This window comes from Meiothermus rufus DSM 22234 (assembly GCF_000423425.1).
GTDB classification, from domain to species: Bacteria; Deinococcota; Deinococci; order Deinococcales; family Thermaceae; genus Meiothermus; species Meiothermus rufus.
In genome coordinates this window covers 1-24,930 of the sequence record NZ_AUHY01000042.1, presented here as the reverse complement: position 1 = coordinate 24,930, position 24,930 = coordinate 1, and the positions used below count along the sequence as shown (strand labels likewise).

24 protein-coding genes and 1 pseudogene are annotated in these 24,930 nt (G+C 63.7%); 2 read left to right on the top strand and 23 right to left on the bottom strand.

What is annotated here, in order from left to right; genetic code table 11:
* The 9 genes and pseudogenes from G552_RS15105 to G552_RS15085 all read right to left on the bottom strand — a co-directional run.
* On the bottom strand, nt 1-259 hold a 259-nt coding region (locus G552_RS15105; protein WP_156890713.1), incomplete at its 3' end, for a helix-turn-helix domain-containing protein.
* Between the two features lie 54 nt (nt 260-313).
* Nucleotides 314-805, bottom strand: a complete 492-nt coding sequence (locus G552_RS15100; RefSeq protein ID WP_051195759.1) for a hypothetical protein — start codon at nt 803-805, stop codon at nt 314-316.
* A 95-nt stretch (nt 806-900) separates the two neighbouring features.
* Nucleotides 901-1,713 (bottom strand): HAD family hydrolase, encoded by an 813-nt coding sequence (locus G552_RS0108975; protein WP_027882738.1) that lies wholly within the window; start codon nt 1,711-1,713, stop codon nt 901-903.
* Entirely contained in the window at nt 1,710-2,597 is an 888-nt protein-coding gene (locus tag G552_RS0108970) for a PhzF family phenazine biosynthesis protein (RefSeq protein WP_027882737.1), read from the bottom strand. Before G552_RS0108970 ends, G552_RS0108975 begins: the two co-directional genes overlap by 4 nt.
* Before the next feature lie 13 nt (nt 2,598-2,610).
* On the bottom strand, nt 2,611-4,350 hold the full coding sequence (gene aspS, locus G552_RS0108965) for an aspartate--tRNA ligase (protein WP_027882736.1): 1,740 nt from the start codon (nt 4,348-4,350) through the stop codon (nt 2,611-2,613).
* Between the two features lie 48 nt (nt 4,351-4,398).
* Nucleotides 4,399-4,653, bottom strand: a complete 255-nt coding sequence (locus G552_RS15095) for a nucleotidyltransferase domain-containing protein (RefSeq protein ID WP_245575164.1) — start codon at nt 4,651-4,653, stop codon at nt 4,399-4,401.
* A gap of 107 nt (nt 4,654-4,760) precedes the next feature.
* Nucleotides 4,761-5,081 (bottom strand): annotated as a pseudogene (locus tag G552_RS15090) (HEPN domain-containing protein).
* Between the two features lie 17 nt (nt 5,082-5,098).
* Entirely contained in the window at nt 5,099-6,130 is a 1,032-nt protein-coding gene (locus tag G552_RS0108950) for a tyrosine-type recombinase/integrase (protein ID WP_027882735.1), read from the bottom strand.
* 70 nt (nt 6,131-6,200) lie between these two features.
* A complete protein-coding gene (locus G552_RS15085) occupies nt 6,201-7,643 on the bottom strand; it encodes an S-layer homology domain-containing protein (RefSeq protein WP_051195758.1) in 1,443 nt (480 codons plus the stop codon).
* 154 nt (nt 7,644-7,797) lie between these two features.
* Here G552_RS15085 and hisS point away from each other — a divergent pair, with 154 nt between their 5' ends.
* A complete protein-coding gene (gene hisS, locus G552_RS0108935; protein ID WP_027882734.1) occupies nt 7,798-9,084 on the top strand; it encodes a histidine--tRNA ligase in 1,287 nt (428 codons plus the stop codon).
* 4 nt (nt 9,085-9,088) lie between these two features.
* On the opposite strand, the gene G552_RS0108930 is transcribed toward hisS, so the two are convergent.
* The 5 genes from G552_RS0108930 to pdxT all read right to left on the bottom strand — a co-directional run bounded on the left by G552_RS0108930 (nt 9,089) and on the right by pdxT (nt 15,215).
* The gene (locus tag G552_RS0108930; protein ID WP_027882733.1) at nt 9,089-12,298 is read right to left on the bottom strand and encodes an AAA family ATPase; all 3,210 of its coding nucleotides are present in this window, start codon (nt 12,296-12,298) and stop codon (nt 9,089-9,091) included.
* Nucleotides 12,299-12,311: 13 nt separating this feature from the next.
* A complete protein-coding gene (locus G552_RS0108925) occupies nt 12,312-12,836 on the bottom strand; it encodes a GerMN domain-containing protein (protein ID WP_245575163.1) in 525 nt (174 codons plus the stop codon).
* An 8-nt stretch (nt 12,837-12,844) separates the two neighbouring features.
* Nucleotides 12,845-14,080, bottom strand: a complete 1,236-nt coding sequence (locus G552_RS0108920; protein ID WP_027882731.1) for an N-acetylmuramoyl-L-alanine amidase — start codon at nt 14,078-14,080, stop codon at nt 12,845-12,847.
* 54 nt (nt 14,081-14,134) lie between these two features.
* On the bottom strand, nt 14,135-14,566 hold the full coding sequence (gene smpB, locus G552_RS0108915; protein WP_027882730.1) for an SsrA-binding protein SmpB: 432 nt from the start codon (nt 14,564-14,566) through the stop codon (nt 14,135-14,137).
* 82 nt (nt 14,567-14,648) lie between these two features.
* Complete coding sequence (pdxT, locus tag G552_RS0108910; protein ID WP_027882729.1) at nt 14,649-15,215, bottom strand: pyridoxal 5'-phosphate synthase glutaminase subunit PdxT; 567 nt, start codon at nt 15,213-15,215, stop codon at nt 14,649-14,651.
* Between the two features lie 71 nt (nt 15,216-15,286).
* On the opposite strand from pdxT, the gene G552_RS0108905 reads away from it, so the two are divergent.
* A complete protein-coding gene (locus G552_RS0108905) occupies nt 15,287-15,904 on the top strand; it encodes a histidine phosphatase family protein (protein WP_027882728.1) in 618 nt (205 codons plus the stop codon).
* A 3-nt stretch (nt 15,905-15,907) separates the two neighbouring features.
* Here G552_RS0108905 and G552_RS0108900 read toward each other — a convergent pair whose 3' ends face one another.
* The 9 genes from G552_RS0108900 to G552_RS15075 form a co-directional block, all read right to left on the bottom strand.
* Nucleotides 15,908-16,264 (bottom strand): hypothetical protein, encoded by a 357-nt coding sequence (locus tag G552_RS0108900; RefSeq protein WP_027882727.1) that lies wholly within the window; start codon nt 16,262-16,264, stop codon nt 15,908-15,910.
* 58 nt (nt 16,265-16,322) lie between these two features.
* Nucleotides 16,323-16,739, bottom strand: coding sequence for a putative nucleotidyltransferase substrate binding domain-containing protein (locus tag G552_RS16765; protein ID WP_245575162.1), 417 nt, complete (start codon nt 16,737-16,739; stop codon nt 16,323-16,325).
* Nucleotides 16,740-16,744: 5 nt separating this feature from the next.
* Nucleotides 16,745-17,872, bottom strand: a complete 1,128-nt coding sequence (locus G552_RS15080) for a DUF294 nucleotidyltransferase-like domain-containing protein (RefSeq protein ID WP_245575161.1) — start codon at nt 17,870-17,872, stop codon at nt 16,745-16,747.
* A gap of 59 nt (nt 17,873-17,931) precedes the next feature.
* The gene (locus G552_RS0108890; protein WP_027882726.1) at nt 17,932-18,627 is read right to left on the bottom strand and encodes a glutamine amidotransferase-related protein; all 696 of its coding nucleotides are present in this window, start codon (nt 18,625-18,627) and stop codon (nt 17,932-17,934) included.
* Nucleotides 18,624-20,012: an aldehyde dehydrogenase family protein gene (locus tag G552_RS0108885; protein WP_027882725.1), complete on the bottom strand. Its 1,389-nt coding sequence runs from the start codon at nt 20,010-20,012 to the stop codon at nt 18,624-18,626. The genes G552_RS0108890 and G552_RS0108885 overlap by 4 nt, the downstream gene beginning before the upstream one ends.
* Before the next feature lie 2 nt (nt 20,013-20,014).
* Complete coding sequence (locus tag G552_RS0108880; RefSeq protein WP_027882724.1) at nt 20,015-20,785, bottom strand: glucose 1-dehydrogenase; 771 nt, start codon at nt 20,783-20,785, stop codon at nt 20,015-20,017.
* 12 nt (nt 20,786-20,797) lie between these two features.
* Nucleotides 20,798-22,174, bottom strand: coding sequence for a glutamine synthetase family protein (locus G552_RS0108875; RefSeq protein WP_027882723.1), 1,377 nt, complete (start codon nt 22,172-22,174; stop codon nt 20,798-20,800).
* Between the two features lie 98 nt (nt 22,175-22,272).
* Complete coding sequence (eat, locus tag G552_RS0108870; RefSeq protein WP_027882722.1) at nt 22,273-23,730, bottom strand: ethanolamine permease; 1,458 nt, start codon at nt 23,728-23,730, stop codon at nt 22,273-22,275.
* 30 nt (nt 23,731-23,760) lie between these two features.
* A partial coding sequence (locus tag G552_RS15075) for an aminotransferase-like domain-containing protein (protein WP_036270536.1) occupies nt 23,761-24,930 on the bottom strand: 1,170 nt, incomplete at its 5' end.

Below are 24,930 nucleotides of genomic sequence, written 5' to 3'. Positions count from 1 at the left end.
TAGGGCGGCGGGAGCGGGGTTTGAGTCCGGCCAGGCCCTTTTCTTTTAGGGCTTTTTTCCAGCGGTGGTAGGTGGCCCGGCTGATCCCGACCAGGTCCTGGATCTCCTTCCAGCTCTTTTTACTTTCACGCAGGGCTTTGACCAGTCGGAGCTTGCGCAGACGTTCCTTGACCTCTGGGTCGCCTGCTTTGGCCTCGGCCAGCCTCTGTGCTTGTCTAGCGCCTTGCCATATCTCTCGGCCAACGGTGGTAAACTGCACCTGGGGAACCTCCTTTCTTGGTTGGTTCCCCTCTTTTTATCCCAGCTTAGAGTCTCACATGTGTTTGTCCGGGTTCAGGCTTTGGGCCAGCCAGTGGAGGCTTAGCCCGATTTGCACCAACAGCACCAGCAGCACCAACAGCCCAATCGCATCGGTGGCTTCCGCCCCACTCAGCAGCCAGCCTACCGGGCTGGGGGCGGGTAGGCCCCAGGTCCGGGTCAGGATATAGACCAGGGCAGTAAAGCTAGCTATGCCCAGCCCCAGCCGCAGGAAAGGGCTGGCCTGCGATTTGGGGATATGCCCCTGGTGCATGAAGCCCAGCATAAGGAGGAAGAAGCCGGTGGTCATCAGCAAGGCGATGCCCCACAGCATGACCTGGGCATAAAAAAAGGCCTGGGGTTGTTCCAACAGCAGCCGTTCGCTGCCGATGACCCCACAAGGCCCTCCGCCTAAGGGTGTACCGGCCCAGCCTATAAGCTGCAAGGCAAAAGGGGTAAACATCAGGCCGACCAACAGGCCCAACTGCCGGTTGCGCAGGCCAACCATAAGTTGATGGTGGCATTCGATGAAGCCGGTGGGTAGGGAAGAATATCCCGGGGGTCAAAGAAAAATTTCACCAGCGAATATAATCGTGAAGATATTCACTTGCGCACTGCCAGCTCGAGAGCCTCGGCCAGGCCGCATTCCTCCACCCGCCCTACCACCCGAGCCGCCGCTTGTTTGACCAAATCCGGGGCGTTGCCCATGGCGATGCCTAGTCCGGCCGCCCGGATTAGCTCGAGGTCGTTTTCTCCATCGCCAACCATAGCGCAGTTTTGCAGGGTTAGCCCCATCTGCTGGGCCACCCACGCAGCGGCAGCCCGCTTAGAGACACCGGCTGCCGTCACCGAGTAAAACCCCACCCCAGGCATACCAGGGCTGGTGGCCTGGTGGAGCTCGAGGCCAGGCAGGCCATGGATGGCAGCCCGCACCGCGGCCCAGCCGGGGGAGGGGCGGGCTACGAACTGTACCCGTACGACGGGGCCACCGACCCCGCTTAGGTCACAGACCTCGGCAGGAAAGCCCAGCATCTCCTCGTGCATCCGCAGGTCGGGGTGGTCGCTTTCGCGGTAGAACCCTCCCTGGGCGGTGTAGACCTCGAAGGGCACCTGGTGTCTTCGGCTGAGCCAAAGCAGTTTTTGGTAAATCTCGGAGGAAAGGGCTTGGGTTCGTGCGACCTGGCCGCTCCCTGCCAGCACCACGGCCCCCGACTCGAAGATATGCAGCCCTTGGGGGTCGAGCCGACGGGCGTACTCCAGGGCAAAGCCCCGCCCTGGTCGGCCGGTGCAGATGCTGAGGTGCAGGCCGGCGGCCCGGGCCTGCTCGGCAGCCTCCCAGGCACACTGGGGCACCCCCTGGGGGCCGAACAGGGTGCCGTCCACATCGATGAGCACCAGGCGGATATTCTCGCTCACAGGGTCAACACCCCGCTTTCCGCTACCACGGCGGCCCCACCTAGGTAGACGCCCAGGATGTTGCCTGCGGGGCCGTACTCCACCCGCACCTCCACCAGGCCCGGCCCGCCCATGCGGTGGCCTTGGGTGATGGTCAGGTGGATGGCCTCCTCCCAACGAGGCACCACCCCAGCCCGGGCCAGCAGGGCCCCTAAAGCCGCGTTGGGTGAGCCGGTGACCGGGTCTTCGGGGATGCCCAGGGCGGGGGCAAAGGTGCGGGCGTAGAAGCGGCGGGGGCCGTAGGGGGCGTAGGTGTGGATGGTGGCCACCTCGAGCTTCTGCGAAAGCTCGGCCAGTGGCTCCATCTCTGGCTCGAGGGCATCAATCAGACCAGGTGCCACCATAGGCATAAAAAGGGTCCAAAGCCCAGAATAGGCTATGCCGTAGGGCAGCCCCCGGTGTAAATAGCGCTCGTTGGCTCCTAAGGCCTCGATGAACGCCTGCAACGCCTGCCAAGGGGGGGGGTCGCGGAAGCGGGGTGTGGGGGTCTCTACCCAAACCTGCCCGGTTTCGCGCTGGACCTGGAGTGTCCCACCTAGGGTGCGCAGGTAGAACTTTTCCCCTGGAAGCTGGCCCTCCCGGGCCAGAGCGTGGGCCAGGGCCACTGCAGCATGGCCGCTGAAGGTTACCTCCCCACCCGCGGCAAAGAAGCGCACCTCAAACCCCGGCCCATCCCACCCGGTTATGAAAGCGGCCTGGGACTGGCCTAGCTGGGTGGCCACCTGGTGCATCTGTTCGTGAGCCAGGCGGGAAGCATCCAGCACCAGGGCTACCCGGTTGCCTCCGCCCGGGGTGGTGGTGAAGGCATCCACCAGCAGGTAGGGAACGCGATGGGGTTGTGGCATAGCTTCTCCAACTTTACTTTTCCCGCAGGGCCAGGCCCAGTACAGCTAGCTGGGCCTCCTCGACTGGGGCGGGGGCCCCGGTTAGGGGCTCTTTGCCCTCTTTGTTTTTGGGGAAGGCGATAACCTCTCGTATGGACTCTTCCCCGGCCAGATGGGCCACAAAGCGATCCAGACCCCAGGCGATGCCCCCGTGGGGAGGAGCCCCGTAGGCCAGGGCCTCGAGCAAAAAGCCGAATTTTTCCTGGGCCTCTTCCGCGCCAATCCCTAGTAGGGCGAAAACGCGTTCCTGTAGGTCGCGCCGATGGATACGGATGGAACCCCCCCCAATTTCGCTGCCGTTGAGCACAAAATCATAGGCGTAGGCCCGCACCTGCTCGGGCTGGGTTTCCAGCAAGGGTAGGTCTTCCAGGTTGGGGCTGGTGAAGGGGTGATGCATATAGGTCCAGCGTTGGTTTTCCTCGTCCCACTCCAGCAAGGGGAAGTCCACCACCCAGAGGAAGCGGAAACCTGGCTGAATAAGACCCAGCTTCCGGCCCAGCTCGAGCCGCACCGCCCCCAGGCTCTCCACCGTTTTGCGCCAGGGGCCGGCCACGAACAACAGGGTCTGCCCCTCCGATACCGCCACCTTTTCCAAAAGGCTAGGCGGAATAAAGCGGGCAATACCGCCTGAAAGAATCCCGTTTTCCATGCGGGCCCAGGCCAGGCCTGCGGCCCCTTTGGTTTTGGCGATGGCCTCTAAGCCCTCGATCTCCTTGCGCGAAAGGGGCTGCGGTACCACCAAGGCCTTGACCGTCTCGGCGTTGGCGAAGGCGCGGAACGTGCCGCCTTTGAATACCTCGGTGACCTCTTGAAGCTCGAGGCCAAAGCGCAGGTCGGGTTTGTCCGAACCGTAGCGGTTCATGGCCTCAGCATAGGAAAGGCGGGGGAAGGGGAGGGCCACCTCCACCCCTAGGGCCTCGTGCAGCACGTAAGCAGCCAGCCGCTCGTTGAGCTTTAGAATATCCTCCTGGCTAACAAAGGACATCTCCAGGTCGAGCTGGGTAAAGTCGGGCTGGCGGTCGGCCCGCAGGTCTTCATCGCGGAAACAGCGGGCAATCTGGAAATAGCGGTCGTAGCCAGCCACCATGAGCATCTGCTTGAAGAGCTGGGGCGACTGCGGCAGGGCGTAGAAGTGGCCCGGCTCGAGCCTCGAGGGTACTAGGAAGTCCCGCGCCCCCTCAGGGGTGGAGCGGGTCAGGTAGGGGGTCTCGATGCTGAGGAAGCCTTCCTGGTCAAGAAAACGGTATATGGCCGCCACTACCTTGTGCCTTAGGCGTAGATTGTGGTGCAGCTTGCGGCGCCGCAGGTCTACCACCCGATGTTTGAGGCGCACGTCCTCGCTCACGTGGGGTTCTTCCTCGCCGCGCCAGCCCGCGTCGATGGGGAAGGGGGGGGTCTTGGCCTCGGCTAAGACCTCGAGATGGGTGGCTTCCACCTCAACCGCACCGGTTTCGATTCGCCGGTTGACCTGCGCGCTAGGGCGGGCCCGCACCTTTCCCTCGACACGGACAACCCATTCCGAGCGCAGCCGATCAGCCTCGGCAAAGCAGGGGCATTCTGGCCCTACCACAACCTGTACGAGGCCTTCCCGGTCCCGTAGGTCGATAAAGATCAGCCCGCCTAGGTCGCGCCTGCGGTTGACCCAGCCTTCTAAAACCACGGTTTTGCCAATGTGTTCTTCGCGGAGGAGTCCGCAATAGAGCGTACGACGCATGGGCTTTAGCATACCCCATCGGCTCGGATAATCAATCAAAGAAGTTTTTCACGAGCAAAGTATAATCGTGAATATTATCACTAGAGTCTCTGTACTCAATACCTGGGCCAAGCGAGGGCTCTGCGCAGGCAAGTGCGGCCACTCGGCCTGGGTATATACCAGCACCTCAGCGAGTACCGGCAGTTGTTCGGTGGGCAGACCGGCAGCACGTCGGTAAAAGGGGAGGGGGCTATCCCGAAGCAGCACCACCAGGTCAAGGTCGCTGCCTACGCCGGCATCGCCTCGGGCGTAGGAGCCAAACACCCCTACCCGTAGCAAGCCTGGCACCTGAAGCAAGACAGCCCAAGCCTGGGCTGCTTTCAGCTCGAGCGGGCCACCCGAGTACGGGCGAATGTAACGATCTCACTGGCCTAGCGCAGCGCCTCCTGGCTTTGCAAGGGGCCGTAGTGTTCGGCGGGAGGCCCCTCAGGGTAGCGTGGGGATGTAAAAGGCATCCAGGCTGCGGGCTTTTTCCACCAGCAGGGGGGGACTTCCATGGGCAGCTCAGCCAGCAAACGGGCTACCAGATGGCCCCAGGCTTCTTGGCCAAGGCTTAGGACGGCCTTGACGGCTTTCTCCGCGGCCTGTTGTGCGGCAAAGCAGGCCCACTGGTGGCGACCCGCACCTGCGGCCAGATGGGCTAGCTCGAGGTCGTAGCCCGCCAGCATCAGCCAGTCGAGGGCGCGGTTCATGCCTCCAGTTTAGCTCCCTACGCTTCCTCGAGCCGATCTACCACCGCAAACAGGCCTTCTAGGTCCATCTTGGCGTAGATGGCACTGGTATTCACGTTGGCGTGGCCCAGAAGGCGGGCGGTGGCGTGCAGGTCACGGCTGGCCTTGTAGAAGCGCGTACCGGCAGTGTGCCGCAGCATATGGGCCCCATAGTAGCGGGACGGGAAGCCCAGGGTGCGGTAGTGGTGGTTGAGGCTTTCCCGCAGGGCTTTCTCGCTCATGCCCCGCCCGTGGCCCTTGCGCCCTCCCAGGTTTACAAAAACGTGGTTTTCGCCCGCCTTGACATGGGCTAGCCGGAGTTGGAGCCAGGCCTCGAGCTCCTCGGTCAATGACTTGCTCAAGGGTACACTGCGCAACTTGCCGCCCTTACCCCGCACCTCGAGCAGGCGTTCGGCGGGATGCCAGTCCTGCAACTTCAAGTGAACTACCTCACTTATACGCAACCCCGCTTCACCCATTAGGCGCACGGCCAGCCGATCGCGGCGGTGGGCCGGTTCGGAAGACTCGAGGTAGGCCAGCAACCGACGATACAACTCAAGGGGCAGGGCCGGTCGACGCTCGTGGGCCGGTGTGGGGTCGCGCGGGGCGTGGCTCTGCGGTACCTGGCTGGCCCCAGCCCAGGCCAAGGCCCGGTAAAAGGAGCGTACCGCCGCCAGATACGTCGCGATGCTGCCGGGCCTTAGGGCAAAAGCATCCGGCCTTAGGTGGCTTCCTTGGGTTTGCAGCTCAGCAATCCAGCGGTCGAGGTCGTCGCCGGTGGCCTTGAGAATTTCCACCCGTGGTCCCGGCGACTCTGGTGGCCAGGCCCAGGCCAGGTAGTCGCGCACGGCCACCTGGTACAGCTCGAGGGTCTTCGGGCTGGTAGCCGCCCGCTTGCGGCTCTTGAGCAGCAGGTAAGCTTGGTGAAGCTCGAGCAAGGCGGCCTCATCGCGCTCATGGGCAGCGCGGATGGCCTCAAGGCGGCGCTTGCTGGGGTTGTGCCAGTTAGCCAGGGGAACCAGGGAGCTCACACGCCCACTATAACAAAAAGTTCGTTTATAAACCTAAAGGGAAATTTCCTAGTCAGCCTCTCACAAAAAGTTAACCCATGTGGTCACCCACCAACGCCGGGGGCTTGACCTGGGGCCGGTGCTCGAGGGCAGCCTCGAGGGTATCCCACTCGCTGAAGGCCAGGTCGTCGGCCTGGTTCAGATCCGCGCTGTAGATACGGCTTTTCTGGCCGTCGTACTCGTGCACCAACAGTAGGCGCGGCTTGGGCCAGGCCAGGCCGACCACCCGGTTTTTGGGGGCATCCAGCAGATAGGCGTACTCGGCGAAGAGGCCATCGGGGTTGAGCCCCAGCAGCACCAGCCGGAGCACCGCCGAGGACTCGGCTGCCTGGCAGTTGGGCAGGCAGAGGGGCCGCCCGTTGATCAGGGCCAGGTAGTTGCGGCTTTCGTCTAGGGCCACCCCACCCAACAGGCCCTGCTCTACCCCAGCAGCAAAGGGCGGGGGTAGGGCCTGGCGAACCCCGCTTTGGCCGATGGGGCCGTAGAGCCGGGTTTGGCGGGTTTTGGCATCCAGGTAGAGCAGACGCTGCCCGCCCTCGAGCCAGGCCCAGCCCTCGCTGGCCACAGCCACCCCAGGTAGTGGGTAGAAAGCCTCCAGCACCGCGTTCTCCCCCATTTGCAGCAGGGCGATGGCCGCCTCGCCTTGGTGCCGCAGGGTGGCCCAGGCCCAACCGGCCCGTTGGGCCTGCCCCAGGTGTACCAGGGCCTGCTCGAGGGTCAGCTCGGCCCAGGCCGGGGGCAGCTCCACCCGGCTGATGCGGCCTAGCGGTGTACCCTCGGCCACTGCCGATGCCTTGCTGGCGACCGGCTCCACCTGGCTCACCTGGGTGAGGGGGGCCACTTCGGCTGGTTGGGCACCCGGCTGAGGGGCCGAAGCCACCTGGCCGGGCATAAGCTGGGCTATGCGCCACAGCGAGCGGGCCATCTGGTAGCGGCTCACCGCCTCGCTACCGCGGAACTGGCCGTCCGAGCCCAAAGGCATGATGTCCAGGCCCACCACCCGCAGCACCGCGGCCTCGGCCCAGTGAGGGGTGGGGAGGTCGCCAGGCCGTACCAACCGGGCTGGGGCCGCCACCCCCAGGCTCTGCGTCAGCTTGTCTAGTACCACCGCAAGCTGGTAGCGGGTCAGCAGCGACTGGCCGCGGTAAGTCTGGTCGGGGAAGCCCTGCACCAACCCCTCCCCCACCATCCGCCGGATACCGGGCAGGGCCCAGTGATTGGGTTTAACGTCGAGGAAGCGCACCTCAGCTTCCCGCACCGGCAGGGGGCTGTCGGCCAGCACCCGGGCCAGGGTTGTGGCCAACTGGTAGCGATCCAGTGGAACCTCGCCCCGGAAGCCACCGCCGGGGTAGCCCTGCAGCCAGCCCCGTGCCACCACCTGTTCCACGGCCTGGGCGGTCCAGTGGTCGGCGGGTACATCGGGCGGAAGGTTGGCCCTCTGCGCCTGGGCCAGCGGAGACAAAGCTAGAGCCATCGTTACAAATAGCGTTACAAAGGCAATATATCTCATGCGAAAAATATTGGTTGCCTTAGAAAGCCTTTGTGGTGCATTTGACCAGGAAAGGCGTTACGCCTTTTGGCAAGGCCGGCAAAAAGAAAGGGGTGGAAAAGCCCTTAGAATAACCCTTATGTTGAAGGCCGTTCCCGGAACCAACGACATCTTCGCCCAGGCCAAGGAGTATCCCTTTCAAGAGCCGGTCTTCCGCTACATCCTAAAGACCGCGGAAGAGGTGTTGCGCGGGGCGGGGGCCCAGATGATCCACACCCCCATCTTCGAGTACCTCGAGGTCTTCCAAAAAGGGGTGGGCCTGACCTCCGACATTGTGGTCAAAAAGGAAATGTACGTGCTGGAAGACCGCGGTGGGCGGCTTCTGGCCCTGCGCCCCGAGCCCACGGCGGCCATTGTGCGGGCCTACAACGAGCACGGCATGAAGGTCTGGCCCCAACCGGTGCGACTGTTCACCTGGGGCCCTATCTTCCGTGGCGAGCGGCAGCAAAAGGGGCGCTACAAGCAGTTCCACCAGATCGACTACGAGGCTTTAGGCCTGGCCGACCCCCTCCTGGATGCCGAGGCCATTGCCCTGATGGTGCGGATTTACAAGACCCTGGGCCTGAAGCAGCTCGAGGTCAAGCTGGGCTCGGTGGGTGACCCCGAGGACCGCACCCGCTACAACCAGTACCTGCGCGAACAGCTCAGCCCCTTTGCCGACAGGCTCTCGCCCGATTCCCAGGCCCGCCTGGAGACCAACCCCATGCGCATCCTGGACTCCAAAAGCGAGACCGACCAGGCCATTCTGGTCGAGCTCAAGCTCAAGCCCATGCTCGATTTTTTAGGCCCGGCGGCGCAAGCCTTCCACCAGCAGGTTTGCGCCTACTTGGATTGGCTGGGGGTGCCCTACCGCGTGGACCCCAGCATCGTGCGCGGGCTGGACTACTACGTGCGCACCGCCTGGGAGGTGCACCACGCCCGCATCGGGGCCAAGTCGGCCCTGGGGGGTGGGGGGCGCTACGACGGGCTTTCGGAGATGCTGGGGGGGCCACGGGTGCCGGGAGTGGGCTTCGGCATCGGGGTCGAGCGGGTGGCCATTGCCCTCAAGGAAGAAGGGGTGGCTGTCCCCCCTGATCCCTCCCCTATCCTTTACCTGGCCCCCCTGGACGAGGCCGCCAAGATAGAGGCCTTAGCCCTGGCCGAACAGCTACGCCCCAAGGTCTCGGTAGAGATGGGCTACACTCCTAAAAGCCCCCGCAAGGCCCTGGAGGAAGCCCTAAAGAAAGGGGCCAAGTACGTGGGGTTTTTGGGCGAAGGCGAGCGGGCCAAAGGGGTAATCACGCTAAAACACCTGGAAAGCGGGGAGCAGAAGGAGCTCGAGCCCCTGCAACTGCACAGCCTGTTCGAGGGGCCACTGGGAGGGTAGGGCCTCAGGTGAGCGCCTTTTCCTGTTTGATGCTGTACACCCGGCTGAGCCCCCGTTCGGTGGTCACACCGTAGAGGCCATCGCAGGCCTCCATAGTGCGCTTTTGGTGGGTGACCAGAATGAACTGGGTCTGACCCCTAAAGTGCTGCAAAAAGCGGCAAAAGCGTTGGATATTCGCTTCATCCAAGGGGGCATCCACCTCGTCCAGCACGGCAATGGGTAGGCCCGAGCTGCTCTGCCCAAGCCCTGAAAGGGCAAACAAAAAGGCCAGCGCGCCCATGGTGCGCTCGCCCATGGAAAGGAGGTTCAGGTGAATGGTTCGCTTGCCTGCTGGCTTTAGTACCAGCTCGAGGCCAGCCGGGGTACGCTTTAGTCCAGCCTCGGCCTCGAGCAAGGCGTGGGCGTAGTGGGCGAACCTTTCCTTGAAGACCCCATAGACTTCCTGCAGGCGCTCTTGGTACTCGGCCTCTACCCGCTGCAGCTCGGCCTCAAGGCGGCGTACGACCTGCTCCGATTCTTTCAGGGCCTGCTCGAGCTTGCGCACCTCGGCGGCCAGTAGGGCATACTCCTGTTCGGCCAGGTGGTTGACCGGGCCCAGAGCCTCCAAAGCAGCCTCAACCTCGGCCAGGGTGCGGGCCAGGCTACGTGAGGGGCCCTCTTCGCGAGCCGGTGGCCCCGGCGGCAGGCTGGCCAGCTCTTGTTCCAGGGTCTCGATGGCAGCCTCGCGGCGGGCCCGGGTCAGGTGCAACGCCTCGAGGTCGGCGAGAATAGCGTTGGTACGAGCCAGCAGGCGGGTTTCCTCCTCGGCCAACGCCCGGGTACGGCCCCGGATCGTTTGGAGGCGCCCTTCCAAATCCGCTAGGTTCAGGGCCTGGCGGGCCTGCTCGAGTTCAGCCCGGCGGGTCTGGAGGGCCACCAGGCGCTTTTCCAGTTCGCTTTGCTCGCGCTTTAGCTGTTGTTGGCGAAGCTCGAGGGCCTTGGCCTGTGCTTGAGCCTCCTGGTAGCGCTCTAGGTTTTCGTGGTAACGCTGCCAGCTTGCCCCAAGCTCGCGCGCCCGGGCGAGCGCCTCCCTCAGGGCTTCGCGTTCCTGGCGCAGGGCCTCCAACCTCTCAGGCTGAGGGGGCGCCACCGGGGAGGGGGCCTCGGGCTGGGTCAGGGCCTGAAAGCGGGCCAGGCTGCCTTGCAGGGCTTTTAACTCGAAGGAAAGCTGGGTCTGTTGGCGCTCCAGCTCAGCCAGGCCCAGCTCAGCTAAGGCGGTCTTAAGGGCCTGTGTACGGGCTTGCAAGGCCTGGGCCTCGGCCTCTAGGCGTTCGGCCTCGGCCTGGGCCTCCTGGTAGCGGCGCCGCAGGGCCAGCATCTGTCCACCGCGCTGGATACGCCCACCGGTAATAGCCCCGCTGTGCTCCAGCAGCTCACCCTCCAAGGTGACCATCCTGGGAGGATTTTTACTTGTTCGCCAAAGGGCCAGGGCGGCTTCTAGGCTCTCCATCACCAGGGTCTCGCCCAACAGGGTGGGCAGGGCCTCGGGGCAGGCAGGTAGTTCTACCAGGTGGCGGGCCAGGCCCACCACGCCGGGCTGACCGCTTTGGCTAAAGGAACGCTCGGCCCGCCTTAGAAGGGTTCGGGGCAGGAAGGTGGCCCGCCCACCATGTTGCTTCAAATAGGCCACCGCAGCCTGAGCCGCTGGCTCGTCCTGGGTGAGCACCCATTGCATGCGGCCACCCAGGGCCACCTCGAGGGCCAGTTCTAATCCCGAGGGCACCCGGATCAGGTCGGCCACTACCCCAATCAGGCCCGGGATGCCGGAATCGCGGACTTTTTTGGGGCCCTCTGCCAGATCGGAGCCCGCCCGCAGGAAAGCCTCGAGGCGCCGGGCTTCCGCCGACGCAGCCTGGGCTTCGCTGCGGCGCTGTCCTTCCTCCCTCACCAGGGCATCTAACGCTGCGCGTAGCTCACGTTGGCGCTGCCGGGCTGCGGCCAGCTTTTCTTCCAGGGCTGAAAGGGCCTGCTCGAGGTGCGAAGCCTCAGCCTCGAGGGTAGCTTTTTGCGCCTGAGCCTCCTCAAAAGCGCGTTTTTGTGCCTGGTAGGTGGCCTGGGCTTGCAGATAGCGTTCGTAGGCTTGTTGCTGCGCCTGCGCTTGCCTTTCCTTGAGTTGCAAGGTGCTTTGCAGCTCATGCAAGCGCTGCTCGTAGCGCCCCAGGGCCTCGGCCTCGGGCTCGGGTTGGCCCGGTGGGGTGGGCTCGGGTAGGGCTTTTAGCCGGGCGTGGCGCTCAGCAACCTCGGCCAGCTCGGTGCTCAATCGGCGCAGCAACCCTTCCAGGGCACCTCGTTCTTGTTCTGTTAGGCGCAGCTCACCCTTGAGTTCCTCTGCCCGGCGCAAAGCCTCGCTGTAGGTGTTCTGGGCCGCCTCGAGCGCCTCCATAGCCAGGGCTTTTTCCTTTTCCAGCGCTTCTAGGCGCATCCGGGCTTGGTTTTGTTCCTGCTCGAGGTGCTGGGCTTTCTCCTGGGCCGCCCGGGCTTCCTGGGCAGCTTCGCGGATGCGGGCCTGCAGAAGGCTTTTCCGCAGGGCTAGGCTGCGCCCAGCCAAAGCGGTAGCCCGTTGGGCTAGCTCGGCCTGTTGGGCTTTTTCCTCGGCTACGCTTTGGCGTTCGCGCAACTCCTGGGTTCGTTGCTCTAGCTCGAGGGTAGCCTGTTCCAAGCGCTGGTGGGCCACCTGGCTGGCCTGGGCCACAGCCCGCAGACCGGCGGCCTCCTCCAGGTAGGCCAGCAGCACCTCTGGCCCGGCTTGTAAAATCTGTCCCACCTCTCCTTGGCCCACAATGGCGTACCCGCTGCGGGAAAGGCCGGTACCTAGAAGGGCCTGTTCGATCTGGCGTAGGCTGCTGCGCGCCCCATCCAAACGCACCTCACTGAAGCCATCGCGATCAAGGCGGCGACTGATCTGGATACGGCGCCCACGCCCACCTAGCTCGAGGCTCACCTCGGCAAACCCCAGCGGGGCCTTGCCCTCCGAGCCATGGAACAGCAGGGAAAGGGCTTCCTCGCCGCGCAGCTCGCGCGCCCGGGCCCCCACCACCCAGCGCAAGGCCTCCACCAGGTTGCTCTTGCCCGAGCCGTTAGGGCCTACAATGCCCCAGATGCCTGGCCCGAACTCGAGGCTGGTGCGCTCGCCGAAGGATTTAAAGCCTTGCAGAATCAAACGTTCGATTTTCATGCGTTTAGGTGGGCTAAGGACTTGGCCGGCGGAAGGGGTCTAAGAGCGAAAGGTGCCCTAGGCTTTCGACCTCCTGCCCCTCCAGCAGGAACTTCACTTGCTGAATTTCTTTGAATTCCAGCAGGGTGTTGGCGATACCGTAAATCAGGGCCATTTCCCCTGCCGTGCCGTAACCCAAACGCCTGTAGGCTGCGGGTAAATCGACCAAGGCGGTACCCTCTCGCAGGAAGACCGTAGGGGCAGGTGTTCCTGCCGGAACCAAAGGGGCAGCCCCCGGCACCTGAGGCCCCCGCACTAGCTCCTGCAGTACCCGGCCCAGCACATACTCCCCCTCGGTTAGCTGGACATTGCGTTCCTCCACCACCAGACCATCGCCGGTGCTGTTGGCGAAGTAGAGCTTGATGGTGCGCTGGCCCCGGATTTCCAAGTCGGAGGGTAGATTGAGCGGCTTAGTACCTTCCTCATGCTGCTGTACCAGCCACAGCGCAACCCCGGCCAGCAGTAAAACCAAGAAGCCCAGCAGGTTGATCCAACTCAAAAAACCCCTCATGGCCGTACACCTCCCAGATGGCTCAGCACGGCTTGGGCCAGCACCGTGGCCACCTGCTCCCGCCCCTGTGGGGTGCGAAGCTGTTCGAAGCCCAACTCTACCAGCACAGCAGCCCCCCCTGCCAGGGATAGCACGTACATGGCCTCCTGGCTAGGGGTAGCCACCAGGCCCGCACCGGCCAAGCCTGTAGCCAAGGCCTGGGCCAGTCGGGCTGCCGAGCCGGCTGGGGCCACAAAGTGCTCCAGCAGCGCCCGCCGGTTGGCTGGGGTACGGGCTAAAAGCTCACGCCCTTTCTCCAAGAGGCGCAGGGTTTGAATTTCCGGATGGCTGTAGATGCGAATCTGGCTACCGGCGGCAGCGTGCAGGCTAAGGAAGACCTGGGCCGAGCTGGCGTACTGGGCCCGGGCCAGCAGGGGCACCTCGCGGTCGGCGTCGCGGGTCAGCATGACCTCGAGGCCTTGGGCCTGCAATAACCGCTGCACCCGTTGGGCCAGGCTCAACACCAGGTCTTTTTCCCGCAGGTTTCCCACTACCACACCACTGTCGCTACCCCCATGCCCTGCATCAAGCACCACCCTGGGCCTGCGGGCAAAACTCCCCCGCTCCACAATGACCTGCTGTGGCAAAAATAGCAGGCGCGGGGGGTCGTTCCCTTGGGGAAGATAGACCTCCGTACCCCAGGCCTCCTGGCTAAAGCTGATAGCCCCACTTGGCGGTAGGTCGGGGGTCTGGCTCACGCCAATCAGAGCCAAGCGGGGTGGGTTGTTAGCCAGCAGCCGCGCTTGGACGTCGCGGTCAAAGCGCAAAACGAAACGCTCTACGCCTCCGGCCACCACCCGTTCCACACCCAGCAGTCGGGCCGGGCGCAGGGCCAGGACGGGGGCCCCGTAATCGCTGCGGTAGTAGAGGTCCAGGCTGCGGGCCAGCTCTCGCACTGGCACCCAAAGCTCCCCCTGGAAACGGTAGGCATACAACGACTGTACGGCTTGGGCGCCTTGGTCGCTAATGTTGAATGCGGCTACCCGGCTGCCCAGGCTGAGGTAAAGCCGCCCCGAGGCTTCTACGTAGCCCAGCCCCAGCCCATCGGCGATGAACCGGGCCGAGCCATAGGCCACTGCGCCTTCAGCGGGGTAGATGGCTTGGCCCTCCTGCGAACCCACCCACAGGCGGCTTTCGTACTGGCCTAGCCCTAGGCCAAAGAGTAGAAGCAGGGCAAGGAATGTTCGGCGCATGCAAAGTCCAATCCCTACTGTTTTACTTATACTGGATTAGAAGCGCAAGCTGATTTACCAGTTTTCTAGCTCGCGCTGGATAGCCCGCCGTTTGTCGTCGGCTCGCTTTTGGTGGTAACGCTTGCCTCGAGCCAAGGCCAGCAACAGTTTGGCCTTGCCCCGCTCGTTAAAGTAAAGCTTGAGGGGTACCAAGGTCAGCCCTTTCTGCTCCACCCGGCCTCTGAGCTTGCTCAACTCGTGGCGGTGCAGTAAAAGTTTGCGAGGTCGGCGGGGGTCGTGGTTGGTGTACCCCCCTTTTTCGTAAGGGGCAATGTAGAGGTTTTCTAAGAAAAGCTCGCCATCCTGGAAGCGGGCGAAGGTACCGGTAAAATCCACCTGGCCCGCCCGTACCGACTTAACCTCGGTTCCCCGCAGCACCAGACCGGCCTCGAGGGTCTCGAGGATTTCGTAGTCGTGGCGGGCTTTGCGATTTTCTAATCCTGCCATGGGTTTCCCATTTTATGGGCGGGGGTGCCGGAGCGTATAAGTGATTATTTTCACGATTTATCTAGCACGTGAAAAAAATCTTCTACTCGCCCAGCCCATTCGCCATACGCAAAAAGTACTCATGCAACCGCTTATCCTGGGTAAGCTCGGGGTGAAAAGTACTGGCCAGCTGGTTACCCGACCGCACCAGCACCGTCTCGTCCTGATGCCGTGCCAGCACTTCTACCTCTTTCCCCACCCGCAAGATCACCGGGGCCCGGATAAAAAACGCGTGAAAAGGCGTATCCAAGCCTTCGATCTGCAAGTCCTCTTCAAAGCTATCCACCTGACGGCCATAGGCGTTGCGCTGTACCGCGATATCCAGCGTACCTAGGCGAGGCTGGTCAGGGAACTCGGGGATATCCTTGGCCAACCAGATAGCCCCTGCGCAGGTGCCCCACACCGCCAACGATCCCTCCTCTACCCGCTGGCGCACGGCGGCCTCGAGGCCGTATTCTCGGGCTAGCATACCAATGGTGGTGGACTCCCCCCCCGGCACAATCAGCCCCGACAACCCCTCGAGGTCGCGCGGCAAACGCACCTCGAGAGCCTCCACCCCCAAGGCCTCGAGCATGGCCTTGTGCTCACGAAAATCGCCTTGAATTGCCATCACGCCTATTTTCACGCTCTCAATCCTATAACAAACGACAACGCCACAACGTGGAGTGTAGAATCTGGCACATGCTTCAAATCACCCTGCTGCGCCACGGGCGCTCGAGAGCCGACGATGAGAGAGTCCATGAAGGCCGCTACGATGCACCGCTTACTCCTTTGGGATACCAACAGGCCCAAAGACGCCTGGAGGGCTTCAAAGCCTCGGGCCTGGGGTTTGACTACATTATCTCCAGCCCACTCATCCGCGCCAGAGCCGTGGCGGAGGTCATGAGCCAAGGCCTAGGCGCACCGCTTGAACTGGAGGCCAGCTGGATAGAGCTAGACAACGGCCAGTTAGCTGGGCTCAGCTTTGAGGAGGCGGAAAAACGCTTCCCCCGACCCGCCTTCCGCGGACCATATGAGCCCTTCGGCGGCACAGGCGAAAGCCAGTGGGAGGCCTACAGCCGGGCTGCCATAGCCGTGCAAAAGCTGGTGAATCGAGGCCCTGGTCGGTATCTGGTAGTCGCCCACGGCGGCATCCTCAACGCAGCCCTACGAACCATGCTAGGTATTCCACCCCTTATCAACGGGCATGGAACCCACTTTGCCTTCGCTGATCTGGGCTATGCCGTCCTGGAATATAACCCTGCACAGCACCAGTGGTGGCTGCTTCACTTCGACATGGGCTTTAACACGCACCCGTAGGGTTCAGGCCGGCACCGTTATGCTGATTAGGGTAGGGCCGTGCTGGCTCTCCTCGCTCTCGGCCTTCAAAAGCACCCGCTCGTGTTCTTCTCCCAGGGCTTTGAGCAACCTCTGCCGGCTCACCATCTGGCCCCACAGCATGTAGTGGAAACCTTGCTTGCCCAAGACCACCACATAGCGCACCCCTTGGTGGTTGCGCACGAAGGTGTTGTGCTTGCGGGCGAAGCGGTACATGCGCTCGAGGGCTTGTAGCTCACGCTGCTGGCGGCGCTCACCCAAGGCTCGAGCCAACCAGATGGGGAGGAAAACCAGGCAAGCCGTAACCAGAAAAAGCAGCAGACCCATGGCTTCTACTGGCATGGTGTTACAAGATTATCATTTTTTGTTACGAACAATGTAACGCCCCCTACCCCCTTCACTACGCCTGCAGGCGAAATCGGGCAGCCAGGTTGTGTTGGGCCCGACGTATCAGGAGGAATACCTGTCTGAGCATCTGCTGTTCTCGCGGGGAAAGGGCTGCTTGGGCCACACGGTTGCTAAGAGTCTGGTTGCGCAGCAGGGCAGTGAGCTGGTGGCGGAGCCGGAGCTGGCTCAAAAACAAAAAAGCCTCGCTCAAATCCTCGGCTTCTCCCGGGGGAAGAAGCCGGGCCTGGGTGGCAGCCCGCAGGCGCTCGAGGGTAGGGCGGGCCAGGCTGCCGGCCTCGAGGGCATAAACCCGGGCCAGCCCCACAATGGCCGCTATACCCCCCTTCTTGAGGTTGACCCGACCGTCCTCCCAGTGAATACGGCCCAGCAGGCCCAACGGGGGTGTCCAGACCAAAGCCGAGCGGGCCAAGGCGGTCAGGAAAGGGCGGTCTTTCCCTGCTCGGCGCAGATAGTTCTGTAAGGGCTCGAGGGAAAGCCTGCTTGTAAAAGGCCCTCTACCACCTGCTGGGCCAGGGCTTTGAAATAGCCCTGTGCGGCAGAATCCTGGTAGACCAGGGCATTGTCCTGATCGGTGAGCAGGGCTTGCTCGGCGCGTCCTTCCGACCCCAGGGCCAGCCAGGCGTAGGGCCCGGGTGGGGAACCCAGATGGGCCTCGGCCCGGCGTAGCAGACTGCGGGTGAGGGCATCGTTCAGAAGGCTGACCTGGCGGGTGATGGCTTGGACAGCAAACCCAGCAGCCAGCATCTGCCGCACAACCTCCTCCTGCCGTTCCCGGTACGCCTCCAACAGGCTCAGGTCGCCTTCCTGCTCGAGCCGGCGCAATAGGGCCATCGGGGTTTGTAGCCAGCGGCGCAGGAAGACCCGGTCGGTGAGAAGGCCCACCACCCGGTTTTCTCGGGTAAGGGGCAGATGGTGAATGCCCAGCTGTTCCATAAAGGCCAAGGCCTCGTACAGCGGGGTGGTGGCGGGTAGGCTCCTGGCCGGCGCGCTGGCCACGGTCAGGGCTGGGGTATGCGGGGAGAGTTCCTCGGCCAGCACCCGGTTGCGCAGGTCGCGGTCGGTGAGGATGGCCAGGCTGTCCCTGGCCTCCAATAAAACCGCGCTGACTCCGCGCTCGCGCATCTGGCGGGCCGCCTGGGCCACGCTGGCGGTGGCCTCGAGCCAGACGACCGGTTCAGCCACCTCGCCTGCTGGCTGAGCTAGGTCGGGCAGCGAGACCACCGCTGGACGCAATAGGCGCAGCCGCTCCACCAAGCGGGCGCTAAAAAACAGGGCAAAGGCCGGACGTTGCAAAAGGCGGCGAAAGGCCTCGGGGGGCAGGCAGAGACACTCGACCTGCCCCTCGGCCCGCACAGTAAGGCTGGGCGGCTGTTGACCCAGTAAAGAAGGGTAGCCGAAGGCCTCGCCAGGCTCGAGCCAGGCCACCTCCTGCCCGTCCTGCTCGAGGCGCACCATTCCCCGGTAGACCACATACAGTCCCCCAGCTTCGGGCTGGGCTGGGGAAAGAATCACTGCCCCCGGCTCAAAACGGTAAAGACGCAACTCTTCCTCTAGCCCCGCCCAGTCGGCCTCCTCCAGCGCATCGAAGGGAGGGTGCTGCCTCAGGAAGGAGCGGTAGAGAGAAAATTGCGAATCCAGCCCGCCACCTCCTTAGACGAAGGCTCCAGCGCAAAACTGGCCTTGGCCTCGGCGTAACGCTGAACCCCTACCTGCTCGCGCCGCATTTCCAGCAGGGCTTCAGCAAAGGCTTTGGAAAACTCAGGGTGGGGCTGCAAGCCCAGTACATTGGGGCCCACTTGGATGAGGGCATGCGGGCTGAAGGCGCTGCCTCCCAGCACCACCGCTCCAGGGGGCAACTGGGTGATCTGATCCTGGCAGGAAAGGATGAGCCGGACCTCAGCCAGAGGAGGGGCCATCCAGGGCATGGTTCGGTCGATCGAAAAGCAGTGAACCCCCACCCCCCAGCCCCCAGGCCAGCGCTCCACCCGCCCTCCCAGGGCCTGACCGATCATTTGATGGCCAAAGCAGATGCCCACCAGCCTGCTCTTTGAGGTGACTACCGACCGCACAAAGTCTTCCAGGGGAGGAATCCAGGGTAAGGGGTCGTAGACCGAGGCTCGGGAGCCGGTGATCAGGTAGCCTGCAAAGTCCGCCACCCGGGCGGGATAGTGGCCGGCCCGCACGTCGAAGGGGGTGAGGGGCAGGCCCAGCAGTCGCTCGAACATGGCCGGGTAATCGCCCGCCAGCCCCTCCAGGCCCAAAGGAGGCTCGTCACAAACCAAAACCGCCAGCCTCATAGCATACGCAGATGATACGACTTGGGACGAGTAAGCTGCTCGTAACCCAGAATGGAAAGGGAGCAGCCCCGTCCTGAGGCTTTGACCCCAGTCCAGGCTAGGGCTGGGTCCAGATAGTCGCAGCGGTTGAGGAAGACTGTACCGGTCTCGAGAGCCTCCCCCAGCCGGGCCGCGGCCCCCTCGTCGCGACTCCAGATGGAGGCGGTAAGACCGTAGGGAGAGTCGTTCATCAGGACCAGGGCTTCCTCGTCGTTTTTCACCGGCATCAGGCCCACCACCGGCCCGAAGCTTTCCTCCATCATCACCCGCATCTGGTGGTTGACGTTCACCAGCACCTGGGGGGCCAGGTAGGGGGTGCCGGGGCATTCGGCAGGAAAGCGCTTGGGGTCGATAAGGGCCTGGGCACCCTGGGCCACCGCCTCGGCGATCTGGCCCCGCACAAACTCGGCCGCCTCGGTGCGCACCATGGGGCCTAGGGTGGTCTGGGGGTCGAGGGGGTTCCCCAGGTGTAGCTTGAGGGTCTCGGCCACAAAAGCCTCCACGAAGGGTTCGTAGATGCTCTCGTGTACGTAGATGCGCTCCACCCCACAGCAGGACTGGCCGGAGTTGAACATGGCCCCGTCCACCAGGTTGACCACGCTATATTCCAGGTCGGCATCGGGCCGCACGTAGGCAGGGTCCTTACCGCCAAGCTCGAGGGCTACCCCCTTGAAATGCCCGGCAGCCGCACGTTCCACCGCCTGCCCTCCAGCCACCGAGCCGGTAAAGGCCACGAAGGCCACCCGTGGGTCGGCGATGGCCTGGGCGGTGAGCTGGTGATCCATATGCAGGTACTGGAATACCCCCTCGGGCAGGCCGGCCTCCTGAAAAGCCCAGGCATAGCGCTCGGCGACCAGGGGGGTCTGGGCCGAATGCTTGAGCAAAACCGCATTACCCGCCAAAATAGCCGGCACGATGGTGTTGACCGAGGTCAGGTAAGGGTAGTTCCAAGGCGCCAGCACCAGCACCACGCCCAGCGGCTCCCGCCGAATAAAGCGGGTGAAGCCGGGTATCGTCTCGGTGGGAATGTCCTGGAGGGCTATGGGGGCAATTCGGGTCATGTAACGGGCCCGTTCAGCAAAGCCGCCTTGAATCTCCTTGGGGCTGTAGCGGATGGGACGGCCCATCTGCCAGGTGAGTTCCTCGGCTACCGCATCCACCGCTCCCAGCAGGGTCTCCACCATCCGGTTCACTATGGCCATTCGTTGTTCCAGGGGGGTTCGGGCCCAGGCCTTCTGGGCTTTCGTGGCCCGGCTCAGGGCCTGCTCGAGCTCCGCCGGTCCGGCCAGCACCCGCTCAGCGTATACCCGCCCGTCCACCGGGCTGATGGTCTGTTGAAGCTTCATGGCTACTCCGGCGTCACGTAAGCCGCGGTGATGCCGCCATCGACAAGCAGCGCAGCCCCCGTCATGAAGGAGGAAGCCGGGCTGGCCAGGAACAACGCTGCCTGGGCAATCTCCCCAGCCTGACCAAAGCGGCCCATAGGGATGTGTACCAGCCGGCGCTGGCGCTTTTCTGGGGTGTCCAGGTATTTCATCAATAGCTCCGTCTGCAAAGGCCCAGGGCACAGGGCGTTGACCCTTATGTTCTCCCGAGCATGAATGACGGCCAGCTCCCGGGTCATGGAGAGAACCGCCCCCTTGCTGGCGGTGTAGGCCAGTTGGGGGGTGGCAGCCCCCAGAAAGGCTACAAAGGAGGCGGTATTGATGATACTGCCCCCCCCGGCCCGCCGCAGGGCCGGAATGCCGTACTTGCAGCCCAGGAAGACCCCCTTCACGTTGACTGCAAAGGTCAGGTCCCACACCGCCTCGCTGGTGTGGATGGCGTCGTCGTCGGCGGCGTGAGAGATACCTGCGTTGTTGAAGAGGATGTCCAGCCGACCAAAAACCCGCTCGGCTTCGGCCACCATGCGCTCGGCATCCTCGGCGCGAGAGACATCGGCCTGTACGAAGTGGGCCTGGCCACCAGCCTGCTGGATGGCCGCCACGGTCTTCTGGCCTTTCTCGGAGATATCCACCGCCACCACCCGGGCCCCCTCGCGGGCAAATAGCAGGGCTGCCTCGAGGCCGATCCCGCTGGCCGCACCAGTAATCAGGGCTACCTTATCGGCAAGTTGCATGCCATTCCTCCCTCATATCCGCTCGAAATAACGCTTGCGTTCCCAGTCGGTTACGGCCCGGTTGAAGGCCTGCCACTCGCTGTAGAAAAAGTGGGTGTAGTGCTCGTGGGCGGCCTGGCCCAGGGCCTCTTTGGCAAAGGTACTCCGGGCGAACTCCTCCGCAGCCTCGCCCAGGGTGTAGGGGACGCGGGGCAGGTGGCGGGCCTGGTAGATGTCGCCCTGGAAGATGGGGGGCGGGGTGAGGTTCTGCTCCAGGCCAGCCAGCCCGGAGGCCAGGGCGGCGGCCAGGGCCAGGTAGGGGTTGAGGTCGGCCCCCCCGATGCGGCACTCGATGCGCAGCGAGGCCCCCCGCCCCACCACCCGGAAGCCGGCGGTGCGGTTGTCGTAGCTCCAGGCCAGCCGGGTTGGCGCCCAGGAACCGTCCTCGTAGCGCTTGTAGGCGTTGACGGTGGGAGCGTAGAACGGCATCAGGTCGGGGAGGTAGGCAATCCAGCCAGCCAGGAACTGCCCGAAGACCCTCGAGGCCTGCACCGGGCCGTAGCTTTCCTCGCCTACAAAGGCGTTCTGCCCGTCCTTCCAGAGCGAGAGGTGGATGTGACAGGAGGAGCCGGCCTGCCCGTGGTGGGGCTTGGCCATGAAGGTTACAGCCAGGCCCATAGCGTCGGCGATCTCTTTGAGGCACTGCTTGAAAAGAACGTGCCGGTCTGCCATCTCTAAGGCTTCGGCGTAGCGCAGATTGACCTCGTGCTGCCCCAGGCCCCACTCCCCTTTGGAGTTTTCTACCGGGATACCCGAGGCCTTCAGGTGCCGCCGTACCGCTGCGGTGAAGGGTTCCTCGCGGGTGCCCTGCAAGAGGTGGTAGTCCTCCAGGTAGTGGCCGACCGGTTTCAACCCGGCATAGCCCTGCTCAAAGGCCTCGCGGTAGGACTGCCGGTAGAGGTAGTACTCCAGCTCCGAGGCCGCCATCACGGTGTAACCCAGGGCACGGGCCCGCTCGAGCTGCCTCTGCAGGAGGGTGCGGGGGGCCACCTCCACCGGGCGGTGGGTGCGCTCGTCCTCGAGGTCGCACAGCACCACCGCGCTCTTCTCCAGCCAGGTGGCAGGGCGCAGGGTCGCCAGGTCGGGCACCAGGTGAAAGTCGCCGTAGCCCAGCTCCCAGTTGGCAAAGCGGTAGCCCTGCACCGGTTCCATTTCCATATCGGTGGTGAGCAGATAATCGCAGCCGTGGGTGCCCTGCTGGGCCACCTGCTCCACGAAGTACTCCGCCTCGAAGCGCTTGCCCATCAGCCGCCCGTAGTGGTCTGGAAAGCCCACCAGGACGGTTTCAATCTCGCCTTGGCTTACCTGCTGGGCCAGCCAGTTCAGCTTTGTTGCCGCATCTTCACGCATCGCTTTCAATCCTCGCTTTTTTGCTTGGCCTGGACCGGCTGTGGGATGCAGCCCCACCCCACCCTGCTGGGGTGGGACAGCACCCCACAAAACCCCACCTAGCGAATCTCCCGCTGGGCCTCGGCGATCAGCGCGGCCTCTTCCTCGGGGGCTTTAGCCACCAGACGGAAGCGGCTGTAGAACCAGTAGTAGGCCATCATCAGCACCACGAAGACCGCCGTGCCCACCACGCCCGGACGGTAGCTCTCCACCGCAAAGGTAGCAGCCAGACAGACCAGGGCTAAGATGGCCCCCACCCAGGCCCCCGGTACCCCCAGCGGACTGCGGTAGGGCCGGGGCAGGTCGGGACGGCTATGGGCCAGGCGGATGTAGGCAAACATCACCATGGCATACGAGATCACCGCACCAAAGACCGCCATGTTCAGCAGCGCAGCCCCTACGCTTTCGGAAAAAACGCTGATCAGCACGCAGAGCAAAAAGCCCACCACCGCCCCCAGGGTCAGGGCGTAGTGCGGGGTGTGGTACTGACTCACCACCGAAAGGCCGGTGGGCAGATAACCGGCCCGCGAAAGGGCGAAGATCAGCCGGCCATAGGCGTAGATGATGGCGTGGAAGCTGGCCACCAGACCGGTGATGGCGATCAGGGTCAGGATGGTGCTGGTCGCGGCATCGCCGAACACGGCCTTGAAACCCAGCTCCAGGGGTGCCCCCGAGGCCCCTACCTCCTTAGCCCCGGCCACCCCGGTGTTCAGGATCAGGGTCAGCACCGAGAGCACCAGCAGGGTGGCGATGCCCAGAATCAGGGCTCGAGGCATGTCGCGCACCACGTCGTGCGCCTCCTCAGCGGCCAGGGGCAGCTGCTCAATGGCCAGGTAAAACCAGATGGCGAAGGGCAGGGCGGCAAATACGCCATACCAGCCCATCGGCAGGAAGCTCGAGCCGCCCGGTTGGGGTTCGATGTTGAAAACCTTGTCCCAGCTAAAGGCCCCCGAGAAGGCTGCGGCCAGGTAGAACACCACCAGCACGCCCAGGGCCAGCAGGGTCACGATCAAGGAAACCCGCAGGGTAAGGGCCGTACCCCGGATGTTGATGCCCACGAAAACGGTGTAGAACACCGCCCACCAGACCCAGGAGGGCACCCCTGGAATCAGGGCGTTCATGTACCCGGCGATGCCCACCACGATCACCGCGGGGGTGATCACGTACTCGATCAGGTCGGTGACCCCGTTTAGGAAAGCCCAGTTGGGACCAAAAGCGCTGCGGGTAAACGAGTAGAACCCCCCCGCGTGGGGCAGGGCGGTGGAAAGCTCGGCGATGGAGAGCACCATGGTCACATACAGCACCGCCACGACGAGGGTCGCCAGCAAAAGCCCGCCAAAGCCCCCTGCGGCTAGGCCGAAGTTCCAGCCGAAGAAGTCGCCCGAGATAACCGCGCCAACCCCCAAACCCCACAAGAGCACCCAGCCGGCGCTCTTGCGCAGCTGCCGCTTTTCCAAATAGGTATCATCTACCTCGATGTAGCGTGCGCCTCGCACCTCTTTAGGTTTGTTGTCCACACCACTCCTCCCTTTCAAGAACCTCAGCGCCTACGAAATACGCCTCCTGATCAGATGGGCCAGCGTTCTCACCCCCTCCTCGAGGCCCTCGAGGTTCTGCGCCCCAAAACATAGCCGGAAGTGCATCTGGGCATCGGCTTGAGCAAGAAAGGCCTCCCCTGGGGTGATGACCAGACCATGGGCCAGGGCCTGGTGATGCAGCTCGAGGGCCGAGAAAAGCCGGGGCAGGCTGACCCAGCAGGAAAAGCCGCCTTCCGGCTTGCTCCACTTCACCCCGTCGGGCATGTACCGATGCAAGGCGTGCAGCAGCCCATCACGCCGTTTCTGGTAGATGGGCAGCACCTGGCGCAGATGCTGCTTGAGGCCGCCTTGCCGGATGAACTGGGCGGTGGCCCGCTGCAACAAGGGTGGGGGGCCGGTGATATCCGAGACGTTGTGCAAAGCGGTGAAGCGCTCAAGCAGAGCAGGCGGGGCCACCAGATAGCCAATCCGCAGGCCCGGCATCAGCACCTTGGAAAGACTGGCCAGGTGCACCACCGGGGCCTTTGCCCCCAATTGCTGGGCCAGCGCGTAAAGCGGGGTAGGCGGGACGTTTTCGTAGCTCAGAAGGCCCAGGGTGTCGTCCTCGACCAGCGTGAAGCCATGGGTCTGGGCCAGCGCGAGCAGCGCCCTGAGCCGCTCCTCCTGGAAGCGCAAGCCGGTGGGGTTGTGGTAGCTGGGAATGGTGTAATAAAAGCGTGGTTTACAACGCTTTAGAAGGGCCTCCAGCACCTCTACCTGGGGGCCTGCCCCATCCAGGGGCACCGGCAGGGGTTTCAGGCGGAACTGCTTGAGGATACCCAGTAAACCCAGGTAGGTAGGCTCCTCCAAAAGCACCTCCTCACCCGGTTCGGCCAGGGCCCGGCAGACCAAAGCCAACCCTTGTAGTCCCCCCACCGTGACCAGCACCTCCTGGGGGTCAGCTTCAATACCCCGCTGGCTCAGCAGCTCAGAGAGGGCTACCCGCAGCTCGGGCTCCCCCATCACCGAACCGTAGCCAAAAACCTCGCGGGCCAACGGTTTTAGTATCTCCAGACAATCCCAGAAAGCCTCGTAGGGGAAAAGCGTGGAGTCGGCGGTAGCCAGAGCCATGTTGTGTAGAGCCCGGGCATGTTGCAGCTGGTGCAGGTCGGAGAGCACCAGGTCGGGCTCGAGGCGCTC